This window comes from Pelomonas dachongensis (genome assembly GCF_043555865.1).
In the GTDB taxonomy this organism is placed as follows: Bacteria; Pseudomonadota; Gammaproteobacteria; order Burkholderiales; family Burkholderiaceae_C; genus Pelomonas; species Pelomonas dachongensis.
In genome coordinates this window covers 70,727-87,228 of record NZ_JBIGHY010000005.1, presented here as the reverse complement: position 1 = coordinate 87,228, position 16,502 = coordinate 70,727, and the positions used below count along the sequence as shown (strand labels likewise).

16 protein-coding genes are annotated in these 16,502 nt (G+C 69.2%); 11 read left to right on the top strand and 5 right to left on the bottom strand.

What is annotated here, in order from left to right:
• Nucleotides 1–54: 54 nt before the first annotated feature.
• From ACG02S_RS14740 to ACG02S_RS14720, 5 genes are all read left to right on the top strand, one after another.
• On the top strand, nt 55–273 hold the full coding sequence (locus tag ACG02S_RS14740) for a hypothetical protein (protein WP_394471226.1): 219 nt from the start codon (nt 55–57) through the stop codon (nt 271–273).
• A gap of 163 nt (nt 274–436) precedes the next feature.
• Nucleotides 437–2,629, top strand: coding sequence for a phosphocholine-specific phospholipase C (locus ACG02S_RS14735; RefSeq protein WP_394471225.1), 2,193 nt, complete (start codon nt 437–439; stop codon nt 2,627–2,629).
• Between the two features lie 23 nt (nt 2,630–2,652).
• A complete protein-coding gene (locus ACG02S_RS14730) occupies nt 2,653–3,315 on the top strand; it encodes a PEP-CTERM sorting domain-containing protein (RefSeq protein WP_394471224.1) in 663 nt (220 codons plus the stop codon).
• A 75-nt stretch (nt 3,316–3,390) separates the two neighbouring features.
• Complete coding sequence (locus ACG02S_RS14725; protein WP_394471223.1) at nt 3,391–3,954, top strand: 2'-5' RNA ligase family protein; 564 nt, start codon at nt 3,391–3,393, stop codon at nt 3,952–3,954.
• A gap of 95 nt (nt 3,955–4,049) precedes the next feature.
• On the top strand, nt 4,050–4,280 hold the full coding sequence (locus ACG02S_RS14720) for a hypothetical protein (RefSeq protein ID WP_394471222.1): 231 nt from the start codon (nt 4,050–4,052) through the stop codon (nt 4,278–4,280).
• Between the two features lie 126 nt (nt 4,281–4,406).
• On the opposite strand, the gene ACG02S_RS14715 is transcribed toward ACG02S_RS14720, so the two are convergent.
• The 5 genes from ACG02S_RS14715 to pxpB all read right to left on the bottom strand — a co-directional run bounded on the left by ACG02S_RS14715 (nt 4,407) and on the right by pxpB (nt 8,096).
• Complete coding sequence (locus tag ACG02S_RS14715) at nt 4,407–4,634, bottom strand: CsbD family protein (protein ID WP_394471221.1); 228 nt, start codon at nt 4,632–4,634, stop codon at nt 4,407–4,409.
• A 117-nt stretch (nt 4,635–4,751) separates the two neighbouring features.
• The gene (locus ACG02S_RS14710) at nt 4,752–5,789 is read right to left on the bottom strand and encodes a DUF72 domain-containing protein (protein WP_394471220.1); all 1,038 of its coding nucleotides are present in this window, start codon (nt 5,787–5,789) and stop codon (nt 4,752–4,754) included.
• 2 nt (nt 5,790–5,791) lie between these two features.
• Nucleotides 5,792–6,526, bottom strand: a complete 735-nt coding sequence (pxpA, locus tag ACG02S_RS14705) for a 5-oxoprolinase subunit PxpA (protein ID WP_394471550.1) — start codon at nt 6,524–6,526, stop codon at nt 5,792–5,794.
• A 2-nt stretch (nt 6,527–6,528) separates the two neighbouring features.
• Nucleotides 6,529–7,449 (bottom strand): 5-oxoprolinase subunit C family protein, encoded by a 921-nt coding sequence (locus ACG02S_RS14700; protein WP_394471219.1) that lies wholly within the window; start codon nt 7,447–7,449, stop codon nt 6,529–6,531.
• Nucleotides 7,446–8,096, bottom strand: a complete 651-nt coding sequence (pxpB, locus tag ACG02S_RS14695; protein ID WP_394471218.1) for a 5-oxoprolinase subunit PxpB — start codon at nt 8,094–8,096, stop codon at nt 7,446–7,448. The genes ACG02S_RS14700 and pxpB overlap by 4 nt, the downstream gene beginning before the upstream one ends.
• Before the next feature lie 41 nt (nt 8,097–8,137).
• Here pxpB and tadA point away from each other — a divergent pair, with 41 nt between their 5' ends.
• The 6 genes from tadA (at nt 8,138) to ACG02S_RS14665 (ending at nt 16,258) form a co-directional block, all read left to right on the top strand.
• Entirely contained in the window at nt 8,138–8,680 is a 543-nt protein-coding gene (tadA, locus tag ACG02S_RS14690; protein ID WP_394471217.1) for a tRNA adenosine(34) deaminase TadA, read from the top strand.
• Nucleotides 8,680–9,666 (top strand): LD-carboxypeptidase, encoded by a 987-nt coding sequence (locus tag ACG02S_RS14685; RefSeq protein WP_394471216.1) that lies wholly within the window; start codon nt 8,680–8,682, stop codon nt 9,664–9,666. The genes tadA and ACG02S_RS14685 overlap by 1 nt, the downstream gene beginning before the upstream one ends.
• 141 nt (nt 9,667–9,807) lie before the next feature.
• Entirely contained in the window at nt 9,808–12,000 is a 2,193-nt protein-coding gene (locus ACG02S_RS14680; RefSeq protein ID WP_394471549.1) for an ABC transporter substrate-binding protein, read from the top strand.
• Complete coding sequence (locus tag ACG02S_RS14675) at nt 12,000–12,983, top strand: ABC transporter permease (RefSeq protein ID WP_394471215.1); 984 nt, start codon at nt 12,000–12,002, stop codon at nt 12,981–12,983. Before ACG02S_RS14680 ends, ACG02S_RS14675 begins: the two co-directional genes overlap by 1 nt.
• A gap of 7 nt (nt 12,984–12,990) precedes the next feature.
• A complete protein-coding gene (locus tag ACG02S_RS14670) occupies nt 12,991–14,430 on the top strand; it encodes an ABC transporter permease (RefSeq protein ID WP_394471214.1) in 1,440 nt (479 codons plus the stop codon).
• Nucleotides 14,423–16,258 (top strand): ABC transporter ATP-binding protein, encoded by a 1,836-nt coding sequence (locus ACG02S_RS14665; RefSeq protein ID WP_394471213.1) that lies wholly within the window; start codon nt 14,423–14,425, stop codon nt 16,256–16,258. Before ACG02S_RS14670 ends, ACG02S_RS14665 begins: the two co-directional genes overlap by 8 nt.
• Nucleotides 16,259–16,502 lie beyond the last annotated feature (244 nt).

Genomic DNA, 16,502 nt, shown 5'->3' with positions numbered 1-16,502 from the left:
GGCGCGAGGATGCCGGCGTGAGAAGACGGCGGGGGGCGATGAGATGATGGCGCGATGCGTGCCGCCCTCAGCCTCCTCGCCCTCGTCGTCGTTGCCGCCATCGTGTTGTCGCTGACCAAGAAGCAGGGGACAGCCCTGAAGCCACCCGCGGCCGGCGCCTCGGCCGCCAGTGCGGCGCAGCCCACGCCGCAGGCCGTCGGCCAGCAGATGCAGGGGGCTGTCGACGAGGCGGCCCGGCGTGCCGCCGACGCGGCGAGCGCGGCGACGAACTAGGGCGCTGGATCGCCCCAGGCAGGCGGCGCAGGCGTGCGGGCCGCGTCGGCGCGTCCCCTAACAAGGCTTCAGCCGCTCCTGCTGCGGACAGGAACTGTCACGTGCGCTGCACATGAGGTTCCTAGAGTTCGGCGCCATCCCGACTTCCATTTCCGGAGCGCCCATGTCCTCTCAACCCGATCGCCGCGGCTTCCTGCGCGCCGTGGGCCAAGGCGTCGCCGCCAGCGCCGCGCTGGCCAGCTTTCCGCCCGTCATCCAGCGCGCACTGGCGATCCCCGCCCACACCCGCTCCGGCACGCTGCACGACGTCGAGCACATTGTCATCCTGACGCAGGAGAACCGCTCGTTCGACCACTACTTCGGCACGCTGCCCGGCGTGCGCGGCTTCGCCGATCCGTTCCCGGCGCCGACGTTGGACCGTCCCGGCACCTTCACCGGCAAGACCGTGTTCGTGCAGCCCAACGGCGGCGGTGCCAAGGTGCCGGGCCGGCCCGACTGGGGCGGCCAGCGCGCAGCCATCTCGCCGTTCCACCTGAACACGCAGCAGGACTTCGCCGTCATGCGCGTCGCCGGCACGCCGCATTCGTGGAACGACGCGCAGGCCGCGTGGGACCACGGCCGCATGAACAACTGGCCCGCTGCCAAGCAGGCCCATTCGCTGGGCTACTACAAGGAGGCGGACCTCCCGTTCCAGTTCGCTCTGGCACGGGCCTTCACGGTGTGCGACGCCTACCACTGCGCCACGCAGACCGGCACCAACACGAACCGTCTGTTCCTGTGGAGCGGCAACAACGACCCGCAGGCGCTGGGCGGCGGCCCGTCCACCGACAACAGCCACGACTGGTTCAACGAGAACCCGCTGACCGACTACACCTGGACCACCTACCCCGAGCGCTTGCAGGCCGCGGGCATCCGCTGGCAGGTCTACCAGAACATGGAGGACAACTTCACCGACAACCCGCTGGCCGGCTTCCGCCCGTTCCGCGATGCCTGGTACGGGCGGCCCGGTGCGTCCGCCGTGCTGCGCGAACGCGGCATCGCCACGCGCGACCTCGACAAGCTCAAGGCAGATGTGCTGGCCAACCAGCTGCCGCAGGTGTCGTGGATCGTTGCGACCGCCGAGGGCTCGGAGCATCCGGGACCGTCCAGCCCGGCGTCGGGCGCCGACTACACGGCCCGCGTGCTGGAGGCGCTGACCGCCAATCCCGAGGTCTGGGCCAAGACCGTGCTGTTCATCAATTTCGACGAGAACGACGGCTTCTTCGACCACATGCCGCCGCCGGCCGTGCCTTCTTACCTGGCTTACGACGCCGACCCCGGCAAAGCGCAGCTGGCTGGTGCGTCCACCGTGGACACGACGGGCGAATACCACCACGTGTTGAACGGCAGCAACCCCGCCTACCAGCACCGCCCTTACGGGCTCGGCCCGCGCGTGCCGATGTACATCGTGTCGCCCTGGAGCAAGGGCGGCTGGGTCAACTCGCAGGTGCATGACCACAGCTCGGTGCTGCGCTTCATCGAAGCCCGCTTCGGCGTGCAGGAACCGTTGATCACGCCGTGGCGCCGCGCCGTCAGCGGCGACCTGACCGGCTGCTTCGACTTCGCCCGCCCCGAGGACAGTGCGTTCCTGCAGGATCTGCCCGCCACCGCCGCGCTGCGCGCCCGCGCGCTGACGCTGCCCGGCACGAAGATGCCGGCCACGCCCACCAGCCTGGTCACCCCGGTGCAGGACGCCGGCCTGCGCATGGCCCGCGCGTTGCCCTACGAGCTGCAGGTGCAGGCGAGCGCCAGCGCCACGGGCGTCATGCTGCGCTTCGAGAACGCGGGCGACGCGGGCGCGGTGTTCCACGTCTACGACCGCCTGGCGCTGAGCCAGCCGCCGCGGCGTTACACGGTCGAGGCCGGCAAGCAGCTGGAAGGTCGCTGGGCCGGCACTCCCGGTGCAGCCTACGACCTGTGGGTGCTCGGCCCGAACGGCTTTCATCGCCATTTCATCGGCGAACTGCCCAAGCTGGGCGCCGCACAGTCACAGCCTGACGTGCGGGTGCATGCCGACCGTGTGTACCTGGAGCTGGTGCTGGAGCTGCGCAACGAGGGCAGCAAGCCCTGCACCTTCGTGTTGAGCAGCCACCGTTACGCCGCCGTGCCCGACCGGCGCTGGATGCTGGCCGCCCACAGCCAGCAGACGGTGCGCATCGCCGTGGACGGTGGGCACCGCTGGTACGACCACAGCCTCAAGGTCATCGAAGTGCCCGGCTTCGGCCGCCGCCTGGCCGGTCACCTGGAGAACGGCGAACCCTCGGTCAGCGACCCGGCCATGTCCGGCGCCGCGCGCCTTGACCAGACCCGCCCCTGACACTTCCAACGAGACAGAACATCATGATCAAGAAGCTCCTCGCCACTGGCCTGCTGGCCGCCTTCAGCGTCGTCGCACAGGCCCAGGCCACACTGGGCGGCAATCTCATCGTCAACGGCGGCGCCGAGGCCGGCGTGTCCGGCTGGACCGGCTTCGACGGCTACCCGCTGTTCCAGTCGGTCGACTACGGCAGCAACTGGGTGCTGCCCACGCAGCCCGGCCCGGCGGATCGGGGCAGCAAGATGTTCGCCGGTTTCGGTGGCCAGACGGCCGGCTTCCAGGTCGTCGAGCTGGGTGTGCTGGCAGGCCAGGCGCTGCACTACGACCTCAGCGGCTGGCTGGGCGGCTGGCAGACGCAGGGCGACAACGCGTTGCTGTATGTGTCCTTCTTGGACACAGTGGGCAACGAGATCGGCTTCGCGTCCATCGGCCCCGTGATGCCCGCGGACCGCGGCAACCAGACCGGCCTGTTCCTGCGCGGCGCGTCCGGCCTGCTGCCCACGCAGACCACGTCGCTGATGTTCTCGCTCTCCATGGAGCGCCAGGGCGGTGGCGACAACGACGGCTATGCCGACAACTTGTCGTTCGTCGTGACCAGCGCTGTCCCTGAGGGCAGCACGCTGGCCTACCTGCTGGCTGGCCTCGGCCTGGTGGGCGGTGTGGTGGTGCGGCGGCGCAGCTGCTGAAACGGGCGGGCAGGGCATGATGGCGCGATGCCGGTCATCCTTGGCCTCCTTGCTCTTACCGCGGCGGAATGAATCGTGGAGGGCAACGCCGTGGCCGGTCACAAGCTGTTCTTCGCACTGCGTCCCGCCGCAGAGACGGCCGAGCGCATCGCCCGCATCGTCACCGCCGAGCACGAGGCTCGCGGCCTGGCGCCGAGGCTGCGGCCCAGCCGCGTCTTCCACATCACGCTGCACTACTTCGGCTATTTCGAAGGCGAGGAGCCGGACGAGCGCTTCGTCGCCGCAGCCAGCCGCGCTGCCGCGGAACTGGTCTGGCCGGCGTTCGATCTGCGATTTGACACCTTCGCCAGTTGGGGTGACGAGCGCGCGCGTCACCATCCCTTCGTGCTGACCGGCGGGCGGTGCCTGGAGGCAGTGCGCAAGTTGCGCGACGCGCTCGTGGCGCGGCTGGTGGCGCGCGGCTTGGCAGCGCCCCAGCGCGCTTACGAGCCGCACCTGACGCTGCGCTACGACCCGCGTCCGGCGCCCGCCTGGGGTGTCGGCCTGCCAGGCTGGGTGGCCAGCGAATTCGTGCTGGTCCGCAGCATGCAGGGCCAGACGCGCCACCACGTGCTGCGGCGCTGGCCGCTGCAGGGGTAGCGTCCTACAACCGGCCACGCCGCCCGCCGACCATCTGGGCAGGGCGGCAACGCCACCATGGCGCACCTGCCAGATTCCGTACAGGAGAGACCGTCATGATCAAGCATGTGATTGCCCTGGTCGCCGCCTCCGGGTTGGCGGCCAAGTTGGTGAAGCACCTCAGCCAGAGGCACCAGACGCGCCGCAGCCACGAGGAAGGCCACCGTCACCACGAGGAAGTCAGCCGATGGGAAGCCGAGGGCGGCAACCTGCCGCCGGCGCCACCGAAGCGGGCCGGCGCGCCGCGCGGCCGCAACACCGCGAAGAAGGCGCGTGCAGCGGGCTGAAGCCAGCGCGTCTCATCAAGGAAGGTGCACGGATCGTGCATCTTCTTCTTGCTCACCGCTCCAACAGTGCGAAAGAGAAAGCCGCCCCGAGGGGCGGCTTCTTCATTCAGGACAGCGCAGCTGTCGTCACACCTTGTCGTTGATGAACCAGTCATCGGTCACGCGGCGCTCCCAGGTAGCGATCTGCTTCTCGGCGTCGTCCTTTGCCACGCCGTAGCGCTCCTGGATCTTTCCGGCCAGCTGGTCGCGGCGTCCGGCAACGACGTCGATGTCGTCATCGGTCAGCTTGCCCCACTGCTCGCGCACCTTGCCGGTGACTTGCTTCCATTGGCCCTGAATTCGATCCCAGTTCATGGTGACTCCTTCATTGACGTGCGGCGATGTGCCGCGGTGATGTCACTTTGCCGCGGCATCTGTCGTCAACGGGTCGGACCATCGGTTAAATCCCTGTAGGAACAGGCTGATGGGGCTTCAGCCCTGTGGCGCCCCTTGCACCACCGCCTGCGCCAGCGCGCGCACGCTGAGCGGCGCTGATCCCTCGGCCTTGTTGGAGATGGTCACGAAGCAGTCGTGCCCCGCACCAGCCGTGCCGCGGGTGATGCGGGCCAGTTCGGCACGTGTCTCGGGGTCGGGGTCCAGCATCTCCGCGAACTCGCCGTATTTCTTCTCGGCATTTTCGTAGCCGTAGGCGCCATGCAGACGGTTCAGGTTCCAGCGCGCCACCAGCGGGCCGGGCCACAGCGCGCGCAGCAGCGGCAACTGCTCCGCCAGTGTCGGTAGTTTGGGATGCAGGCCGAGGCAGTAGCGCGCACCAGTGTCGCGCAGCAGCGAAGCGAACTCGGACGTCAGCCAGGCCGTGTCGCGCACCTCCACGGCGACGACGCCGGCCGGCAACGTGCTCAGCGCGCTCAACATGGCGTGCAAACGGTCCAACTGCTCGGGCATGCGTGCCAGCAGACCGCCGGGCAGGGGGCTGATCTGGAACACCAGCGCGCCGATCTTGGTGCCCAGTCCTTCGATGACCGGCTCAATGAAATCCTGCATCGCCACGGCGGCGTCCAGGAACAGCGGGTTGGGCTGCTGGCCGCGGCCGTCCTCGTTGCGGATCAGCGCGTCGGTTACCAGGCTGGGCGCCTTCACCGTGAAGCGGAAACCCGCCGGTACCTGTTCGGCGTAGCGCTGGAACTCGCTGGCGGCCAGCGGCTTGTAGAAGCCGCGGTCGATGCCCACGGCGCGCAGCAGTGGATGCGCCGCATAGGCGGGCAGGCCGGTGCGGGACAGCGTGGACTCGCTGTGCCGCCCGGCCCATACCAGGCCCTGCAAGCCGGGGTAGCTCCACGTGGAGGTGCCGAGGTGGACATGCGGCGACAGCGCGGCGGCCAGCGCCAGGTCGTCGTCGCTGGACGGTGCAGGCTGAACGCCGCGTGCGCGCTTCTGCGTCGACTCGTCGGCACCCGCAGCACCATCCGCAGCACCATCCGCAGCAGCAGCGAACAGCTCGTCCTGCATGGTCAGGCGGTCACGCGCACGCCCGCGCCGACCAGCGCCGCGTGCAGCGCCCGCGCGAAGGCCAGCGCGTGCGGGCCGTCGCCGTGCAGGCAGATCGTCTGCGCGACCAGCGGCACGGTCTCGCCGCCGACCGCCACGACGACACCTTCGCGTACCATGCGCAGCGTGCGGGCGACGGCCTCGTCCACGTCGGCAATGAGCGCGCCTGGCTGGGCGCGCGGCACCAGGCTGCCGTCGGCGCGGTAGCCACGGTCGGCGAACACCTCGGACACCGCGCGCAGGCCAGCCCGTTCAGCGGCGCGCAGCAGTTCGCTGCCAGCCAGCCCATAGAGCGCGAGGCTGGGGTTCACGTCGAGCACGGCGGCAGCAATGGCATCGGCCAGCGCCGGGTCGCGCGCGGCCTGGTTGTACAGCGCGCCATGCGGCTTCACGTGGTGCAGCTCGCCGCCTTGCGCGCGCACCAGCGCATCCAGCGCGCCGATCTGGTAGATCAGGTCGGCGCGCACGTCGGCCGCGCTCAACTTCATCTCGCGGCGACCGAAGTTGTCGCGGTCGGGGTAGCTGGGGTGGGCGCCGATGGCGATGCCGCGCGCCAGCGCCGCCGCCACCGTGGCCTGCATCTGCCGTGCATCGCCGGCATGCCAGCCGCAGGCGACGTTGGCGGCGCTGACCAGCGCCAGCAGTTCGGCGTCGTCGGGCGCGCCTTCGCCGAGGTCGGCGTTCAGATCGACTCGCAGGTTCACAGCGCGTAGCTCCAGGCGTCCAGGTCGCGTTGCCGCTCGCGCAGCGCGGCGACGGCGTCGTCGGGCGAGCAAGGCACGAAGCGCAGTGTCGCGCCCAGGCGCAGCTGCGCGAGTTTCCACAGGTCGGCGCGGATGACGACGGCGATCTTCGGGTAGCCGCCGGTGGTCTGCGCATCGGCCAGCAACACGATGGGCTGGCCCGACGGCGGCACCTGCACGACGCCGGGCAGCACGCCGTGCGACGGCAACTCCTCGCCGCGTTCGCGCGCGAGGGCCGGGCCGGCCAGACGGTAGCCCATCCGGTTGCTTTGCGGCGTGACGGTCCAGTCGGTGGCCAGCAGCGCCTCGCGGGAGGCGCTGTCGAAGTCGGTGTACTCGGGGCCGGGCAGCACGCGCACGGCGGGCGTCCAGTCGGGCAGGCGCAGGCCGGCCGGCTTCAGCGGCGAGCGGGCGGGCCTGCCCACGGGCAGCCGGTCGCCGTCGCGCAGCGCGCGGCCCTCCAGGCCGCCATAGCTGGCCTTCAGGTCGGTGCTGCGCGAGCCCAGCGCGGCCGGCAGGTCGATGCCGCCCGACACTGTCACATAGCTGCGCATGCGCTCGTGCGGTGCGGCGACCTTGACCTGCTGGCCCGCGCGCACGGCGCAGCGCCAGCCTGGGCGCAGCGGGCGGCCGTCCAGGCTGGCATCGGCGTCGGTGCCGGTCAGCGCGATCCAGCCGTCTGCATGGAAGCGAAGCGTGGCGCCGCCCAGCGTGAACTCCAGGCCGGCGGTGTCCGCTGGGTTGCCCAGCAACAGGTTGCCGGCCGCCAGCGCGACATCGTCCAGTGCGCCGCACAGGCTGACGCCGCGGTCGCGCCAGGGCTTGCGTCCCAGGTCTTGCACGGTGGCCAGCGGGCCGGCGCGGACGATCTCGATCATATCGGCACGAAGCGCACGCGGTCGCCCGGCGCGAGCAGCGTGGGCGGGTCGGCCAGCGGATCGAACAGGGGCACGGCGGTGCGGCCGATCAGCTGCCAGCCGCCCGGCGTGGCCAGCGGGTAGATGCCGGTCTGTGCGCCGCCGATGCCCACGCTGCCGGCCGGCACCGACGTGCGCGGCTCAGCGCGGCGCGGCGTGTGCAGCGATTCGTCCAGCCCACCCAGGTAGGCGAAGCCGGGCTGGAAACCGATGAAGTAGACGATGTAGTCGGTCGCGGCATGGCGACGCACGACCTCCTCAGCGCTCATATCACAGTGGGCGGCGACGTCGCCCAGATCGGGACCGTCGTATCGGACCGCGATCTCGACGAGTCGGCCGGCTGCCTGCCTGCGCATCGGCTTGTGCCACAGCGCCAGGGCGGCCTGCGCCAGTGCTTCGGGCTCGTTGCGAAACGGGTCGAAGGTCAGCGTCAGGTTGTTCATGCCGGGGATGACGCTCAGCACGCCCTCGTGCTGCCCGAGCGCGGTGGCCAGCTGCCAGAGGCGCTGCTGGTGTTCCAGTGCGATGGGCCCGTCCACCGCGCAGCACATCGCCGCCTCGCCCAGCGGGCGGATCAGCAACTCGGTGGGGGCAGGCGGCGTGTCCATGGGGCGCAAGTATCGGGGCCACCGCTAAACTGCCGGCGCCCATGACCGACACCCTGTTCAGCCCCGCCGACGAGTACGCGATGCGCCTCGCGCTGGATCAGGCGCACAACGCCTGGCTGGTGGGCGAGGTGCCGGTCGGCGCCGTGATCGTGCGGGGCGGCCAGGTCATCGCCACCGGCTACAACCGCCCGATCACCACGCACGACCCGACCGCGCACGCCGAGATCGTCGCGCTGCGCCACGCGGCCACGCTGATGGAGAACTACCGGCTGCCGGAGTGCGAGCTGTTCGTCACGCTGGAGCCCTGTGCGATGTGCGCGATGGCGCTGATGCATGCGCGCTTCAAGCGCGTGGTGTTCGCCGCGACCGACCCGAAGACCGGCGTGGCCGGCTCGGTGACCGACCTGTTCGCGCTCCCGCAGCTGAACCACCACACGCGGATCGAGCGGGGTCTGATGGCCGATGCGTCAGCTCAGCTGCTGCGCGATTTCTTTGCCGAACGGCGCGAGGCCGCGAGGGCGCGCCGCGCCGAGCGTCAGGGGATCATTCCCACTGGCGAAGCCACCGAACTGGATCCTTCCTGATGACCTCCCTGACCCTGTTCACGCCCGCCGGTGCACTGGCCAAGTCCGCCAACCTGACGCGCGCGGCCAAGCGGCTGACGAAGCTGGGCTTCGACGTCGCCATTGACGCCGACGCGCTGGCACGCGACCAGCGCTTTGCCGGCGACGACGCGACGCGGCTGGCCGCGATCCATCGCATCGCCGACGCCGCGCCATCCATCGCCATGGCCACGCGCGGTGGCTATGGCATGACGCGGCTGCTGGACCAGCTCGACTGGAGCCGCATCGCGAAGAGCGTGGAGCATGGCACCCGCTGGGTCGGCTACAGCGACCTGACGGCGCTGCAGAACGGCTTCATCGCCCGCCAGAAGGGCTTGTCTATGTGGTCCGGTCCGCTGGCCTGCGACGACTTCGGCCGCAGCGACGCCGACGGCGGCGTGGACGAGGTGACGCAGGACTGCTTCCTGGAAGCCATGAGCGGCGCGCTGGAGGCCGTAGGTTTCCGCGCGCCGTCTCCCGAGTTCGATGGCCTGGAAGCGCGCGGCCGGCTGTGGGGCGGCAACCTGACGGTGCTGTGCTCGCTGCTGGGCACGCCGCACTGGCCCAAGGTCAAGGGCGGTATCCTGTTCCTGGAAGACATCAACGAGCACCCGTACCGCGTGGAGCGCCAGCTCCTTCAACTGCAGCAGGCTGGTGTCATGGATGCGCAGGCGGCGGTGCTACTGGGAGATTTCAGCGGTGCGGCGAAGTCGCCGCTGGACCGCGGCTACGGCATCAAGGACGCGATCGCCGCGCTGCGCGCCCGCACGAAGACGCCGGTGCTGACCGGCCTGCCGTTCGGTCATGTGCGCACCAAAGTCTGCCTGCCGGTGGGCGGCACCGTGGAGTTGTACGTGCAGGGCCGCGAGGCCATCGTGGGATGGCAGTCCGACCCGCGGTTGGCGCATGCTGCGCATCACCACGAGCATGGCGATGACTGCGCACTGGACTGCGGCCTCCATCACTGAAGTCATACCGGGTTTTCCACCGCGCTCGCTTGCCTGTATAGACGAGTGACCCGTCTATGATTCCGGCCATCGCCTCGGCTTGCGCCGGGGCGTCGCGTTTTTGAGGACGGTGTCGTGGTGGGTCGAGTCGGGTGGTTGAAGGTGGTTGGGGGCGCGCTCGCGCTGGCGCTGCTGCCCGCCTGCAACAACAGCCCCTTCCCGCGCGGCGCCGAGCGCGAGAACACGCTATACATGGCGTTTGCCGAGCGCTCGCCGCGCTACCTGGACCCCACCTCCTCGTACACGGCGCCCGAGAGTACATACGTCTACGAGATCAGCGAGCCGCCCTACGGCTACCACCCGCTCAAGCGGCCCTACGAACTGATTCCGCGTGCGGCGTCGAACGTTGCCAAGCCGTATTTCCTTGACAAGCAGGGCCAGCGGCTGCCGGACAACGCGCCAGACGCGCTGATCGCCGAAGCCGTCTACGACATCGAGATCCGCCCGGGGCTGAAGTGGTCGCCGCACCCGGCGTTCGCCAAGGACGCACAGGGGCAGTACCTCTATCACCACCTGAAGCCGGGTGAGCTGGGCGACAAGCGCAGCCCTTTCGAGTTCCAGCAACTGGCCACGCGCGAGGTGGTGGCCGAGGACTTCGTCTACGCGTTGAAGCGCCATGCCAGCCCGCGGCTGGAGGCGCCCGTCTCGGCGGTGTTCTCCGAGCATGTGCTGGGGTTGAAGGACTACATGGCGCTGCTGACCCGCGAGAGTGAAAAGCAGCTGACCGGCCTGCCCGATAACCTGGCCGACAAACCGTTCCTGGACCTGCGCCAATGGCCGCTGGCCGGCGCGGTGGCGGTGAACGACCACTTGTTACGCATCCGGCTGAAGGGCCGCTACCCGCAGTGGCAGTACTGGCTGGCCACCAATTTCACCGCGCCCGTGCCCTGGGAGGCGGATGCCTTCTATGCCCAGCCCGGCATGGCGGCCAACTCCATGAGCATGAACCGCTGGCCCATCGGCAGCGGCCCGTTCATGATGACCGAGTACGTGCAGGACCGCCGGCACGTCATGAGCCGCAACCCCCACTATCGGCCTGACACCTACCCCTGCGAAGGCGCCCCCGGCGATGCCGAGGCCGGCCGGCTGGCGGATTGCGGCAAGCCGGTCCCCTTCGTCGACAAGGTCGTTGCGATCAACGTCAAGGAGAGGGTGCCCATCAAGGAGCTGTTCAAGCAAGGCTACCTGGACCTGCCGGAGATGGACCGCGCCGACTGGGGCGTGAACCTTGCCGTGGACCGCGACGACTCGGACTCAGTCCGGGCGTTCTTTGAGCAGCGCGGCTTCCAGTTGCCAATGACGGTGGACATCTCCAACTGGTACCTGGGCTTCAACTGGATGGACCCGGTCGTGGGCCGGGGCGACACGCCGGAGCAGCAGCGACGCAACCGCGCGCTGCGCCAGGCGATCTCCATCGCCATCGACTGGGAGGAGGGCTATGGCCGCATCTTCCGCGACAAGGGTGGCGATGCGGCGCATGGGCCCATCCCGCCGGGCGTGTTCGGATCGAAGGAAGGGCAGCCGGGCGAGTTCAACCCGGTCACGCACCGGCTGTTGAACGGCAAGGTCGAGCGCCGGCCCATCGAGGATGCCTTCAAGCTGATGGAGCAGGCAGGCTACCCCGGCGGCCGCGACGCGACGACGGGCAAGCCGCTGGTGTTGAACTACGACTTTCAGCGCGTGGTGACGCCGGAGCTGAAGGCCGAGAACGACTGGCTGATCCGCCAGTTTGCCAAGCTGGGCATCCAGCTGGACATCCGCGCAACCGACTTCAACCAGTTCCAGGAAAAGATCCTGAAGGGCAAGCACCAGATCTTCTGGTGGGGGTGGTTCGCGGACTACCCGGACGCGGAGAACTTCCTCTTCCTGCTCTACGGCCCCAACAGCAAGAGCCAGCACGAAGGCGAGAACACCGCCAACTACCTGAACCCGAAGTTCGACCGGCTGTACCGCAAGCTTCAGTCGCTGGAGGACGGCCCGGAGAAGGCTGACGTGATGGCCCAGATGAACGACATCGTCCGCCAGGACGCGCCCTGGGCCTGGGGCTACTGGAGCTACTCGGCCGTGGCCTTCCAGCGCTGGGTGCACAACGGCAAGCCCGGCGTCGTCGTGCGTGACCGCGCGCGCTACCTGCGGGTGGACACCGAGGACCGCACGCGCAGCATCGCGGCGTGGAACCGGCCGGTCTGGTGGCCGCTGCTGGTGCTGGCCGTTGGTGGGCTGGCGATCTTCTTCGGGACGCGCCGCGCCTGGGTCAAGCGCGAGTCGGCCACGGCGCTGGGGGGCACGCGCTGATGCTCAGCTTCGTCATGCGCCGCCTGGGTTACGGCCTGGCCATCCTCATCGGCGTCAACCTGTTCACCTTCTTCCTGTTCTTCTCGGTCAACACGCCGGACGACATGGCGCGGCTGAACATCGGTGGCAAGCGCGTTACGCAGGAGCAGATCGAGGTCTGGAAGCGTGAGCGCGGCTACGACAAGCCGCTGTACTTCGATGCGACGAAGCAGGGCGCCGAGCAGCTCACGCACACCATCCTGTGGGAGCGTTCGGTCAGCCTGTTCGCGCTGGACTTCGGCAAGAGCGACGCGCGCCAGGCGGTCAACATCGGCCACGAGGTCAAGGTGCGCATGGGCGTGAGCTTGCAGCTGGCGCTGCCGCTGTTCATCCTGCAGGTCATCGTCAGCGTCGCGTTCTCGCTGCTGTTGGTGTTCTTCCGGCACACGCGCATCGACTTCTGGGGCGTGGTGCTGTGCGTGCTGATGCTGTCGATCTCCAGCCTGTTCTACATCATCGTGGGCCAGTACCTGTTCGCCCGCGTGCTGAAGCTGGTGCCGATGAACGGCTTCGCGCCGGGACTGGATGCGGTGCGCTTTCTCGCGCTGCCCATCCTGCTGTCGCTGCTGAGCCGGCTGGGCGGCGAGGCGCGGCTGTACCGCGCGATGTTCCTTGAGGAGATGGGCAAGGACTACGTGCGCACCGCGCGTGCCAAGGGCCTGAGCGAAGGCCGCGTGCTGCGCCGGCACGTGCTGCGCAATGCGCTGATCCCCATCATCACCAGCGCAGGCAGCTACCTGCCTTATGTGTTCCTCGGCAGCCTGGTGTTCGAGAGCTTCTTCGGCATCCCGGGCCTGGGCGCCTTCGTCATCGAGGCCATCACGGGCCAGGACTTTGCCATCGTGCGGACCATGGTCTTCCTTGGTGCGCTGCTCTACATCGCGAGCAATGCGCTGATCGACATCGCCTACACGTGGGTGGATCCTCGCGTGCGGCTGAGCTGAGGTTGTCATGAAGTTCGTGCTGCTTTGGACTGACGTCGCGCTGTGGCTGATGGCCGCTGCGGTCGTGACCTACGCCTGGCGCGTGAAGTCGCAGGCGCATCTGCGCGCGACCTGGCAGCGCGTGCTGCGCGATCCGGTGGCCGCCAGTGCGGGCGTCGTCATGGCGCTGTTTCTGGGCGTCACGCTGGTGGACAGCTTGCATCTGCGCCGTGCGCTGCCCAGTACCGATGGCAGCCCGGTCTACGACACCCGCACGCTGTCCGCGCTGGACCTGCTGCTGGAGCGGCAGATCGAGATGCGCGAGGTCAGTTACTCGGTGCCGCTGGGCACTCACGGCTTCAACAAGGAGAGCACCACCGACGCGCAGGGTCAGGTCGTGCGTGCCTACCCGCGGCTGGCCTTCGGCGGCGCCCACCTGATCGATCCGGCAACGCAATGGGCAGGTGATGTGGCTGGCCGCGCGGTCACGGGTGTCGCGGGTGCCGCCGTTGTCATCGCGCTGCTGTTCGCGCTGACCGCGGCTGTGCTCGCCCGCCATCACGGCGGATGGCGCCAGGCGCTGCGAGACCTGCTGGCCGACCGCACGCACTACCCGTGGCGCGCCATGCTGCTGACGCTGGCGGTCGTCGTGCTGCTGGTCGGTCCGACGCTGGCGTTGATGGGCCACTACCACGTGCTGGGCACCGACCGCACGGGCAACGACGTGCTGGTGCAGGCGCTGAAGAGCGTGCGCACCGCCTTCGTCATCGGCGCGCTGTCCACGCTCGCGACGTTGCCTCTGGCGCTGCTGCTGGGCGTGCTGGCCGGTTACTACAAGGGCTGGGTGGACGAGGTCATCCAGTACGGCTACACCACGCTCAGCTCCGTGCCCAACGTGCTGCTGATCGCCGCCTGCGTGCTGATGGTGCAGGTGTTCCTGGACAAGAACCCCGAGCTGTTCGAGACGGCCGTGGAGCGCTCCGACCTGAAGATGCTGATGCTGTGCCTGATCCTCGGCCTGACCGGCTGGGCGGGGTTGTGCCGGCTGGTGCGCGCCGAGACGCTCAAATTGAGAGAGCTGGACTACGTGCAGGCGGCGACGGCCTTCGGCGTGGGCGACGTGAGCATCATGGCCCGCCACATCCTGCCCAACGTCATGCACCTGGTGTTGATCACGGTGGTGCTGAGCTTCTCGGAGCTGATCCTGTACGAGGCCGTGCTCACGTACGTGGGCGTTGGCGTGGACCCGACCACCAACAGCTTCGGCGGCATGATCAACCTGGCCCGCTCGGAGATGTCGCGCGACCCGGTCGTGTGGTGGAGCTTCGCGGCGGCCTTCGGCTTCATGGTGAGCCTGGTGCTGGCGGCCAACCTGTTTGCCGACGGCGTGCGCGACGCGTTCGACCCCAAGGCGCGTTCGACACGGCCGCGCGTGCTCAGCCGCAAGCAGGTGGTGGACCATGCTTGAGATCTGTGACCTCAAGGTGGAGCTGGCCGCCGAGGCGGGCCTGGTGCGGGCCATCGACGGCATGCGGCTGGCGCTGACGCGCGGCGAGACCTTCGCGCTGGTGGGCGAGAGCGGCTGCGGCAAGAGCATGACGGCGCTGGCGCTGATGCGGCTGCTGCCCGAGAACGGCCGCGTGGCCGGCGGGGCGGTGCAGCTGGACGGCCAGGACCTGCTGGCGCTGCCCGAGAGCCGCATGCGCGAGGTGCGCGGCGGGCGCGTGTCCATGATCTTCCAGGAGCCGTCCACCAGCCTGAATCCGGTCATGCGCGTGGGCGAGCAGATCGTGGAAGCCATCGAGGCACACACGGACCTGCGTGGCAAGGTGGCGCGCGCCAAGGCCATCGATTGGTTGCGCCGCGTCGGCATCCCCGAGCCCGAGCGCCGCATCGACGACTACCCCTTCCGCCTGTCCGGCGGCCAGAAGCAGCGCGTGATGATCGCCGTCGCGCTGGCGGCCGAACCCGACTTCCTCGTCGCCGACGAGCCGACGACGGCGCTGGACGTGACCATTCAGGCGCAGATCCTGGACCTGATCCGCGACCTTCAGCGCGAGCGGCAGCTGGGCGTGCTGCTGATCACGCACGACCTGGCCGTCGTCAGCGGCATGGCGCATCGCGTGGCGTTGATGTATGCCGGCCAGATCATCGAGGTCGCGCCGGCGGCCGAGTTCTTTTCGCACCCGAAGCACCCTTACGCGCGGCTGCTGCTGCAGGCGCTGCCTGATGCAGGCCGCCGCGGCGAACCGCTGGCGGCCATCGCCGGCACCGTGCCCCCGCTGTGGCTGGATTTCGCCGGCTGCCGCTTCGCGCCGCGCTGCGACAGAGCCATGGTGCACTGCGCCGGCACGCCGCCCACGCTAACCGACGAAGGCCTGCAGCATCAGGTGCGCTGCCTGCTGTACAGCCAGCCTGGCGAGGCGCTGGCGCGCGTGCCCGTGCAACCCCGGGCGGTGTGGTCACAGGCCATGGGGCAGGGCGTTGCGCCGCTGCTGGATGTGCGCGACCTGCACGTGCGCTTCGCGCTGAAGGCGCCGCTGTTCTCGCGCGGCCCGCGCCATTTCGACGCGGTCGACGGCGTCACCTTCCAACTGCATGCCGGCCGCACGCTGGCGCTGGTCGGTGAGTCCGGCTGCGGCAAGACGACGTCCGGCAAGGCCATCGTCCAGCTGCTGCGCCGCCAGGCGCAGATCAGCGGCCAAGCCTTGTTTGACGGCCAGGACCTGTTCCAGCTGCACGGCCCCGCGCTCGTGCAGGCGCGCCGCAGCGTGCAGATCATCTTCCAGGACCCGTTCGCGTCGCTGAACCCGCGCATGCGCGTGGCCGAGGTGCTCGAAGAAGGCCTGATCGCGCTGCGCGCCGAACTGGATGCTGGCCAGCGCCAGGAGCGGCTGCTGAGCCTGGTGGAGCAGGTGGGCCTGCGCCGCGACGCGCTGCAGCGCTGGCCGCACGAGTTCTCCGGCGGCCAACGCCAGCGCATCGCCATCGCCCGCGCGCTGGCCGTGCAGCCGAAGCTCATCGTCTGCGACGAGCCGACCTCGGCGCTGGACGTGTCGGTGCAGGCGCAGATCCTGAACCTGCTGCGCGAACTGCAGCGCGAGCAAGGGTTGGCCTACCTCTTCATCACGCACAACATTGGTGTGGTCGAGTACGTCGCCGATGACATCGCAGTGATGCAGCGCGGGCGCATCGTGGAGCAGGGCGCCTGTGCCGACGTGCTGGGCCAGCCTCGCGAGGCATACACGCGCACGCTTTTAGCCGCAGTGCCGCGACTGAACGTTTCACCAAGCTGAGCCGTCGCGGCGCGGCAACGCTCCGGGCTGACAGCCTAGGGAAGAGCCGCGGACGGAAGGTCATGTGAATCAACGGGTTATGGCCTGGGCAGCGGCTCGTGCGGACATTCCCGGAGCGAGGCGAATTGCTGCGGTCGCACAAACTGCGCCACCTCTCCAGCCGAGCACATCGCCCGGTCCAGGGGCGACCCGGACCCGGGTCGGTGCCGCCAGATCGGGCGGCGATGTCATCTCAAAAGGAATG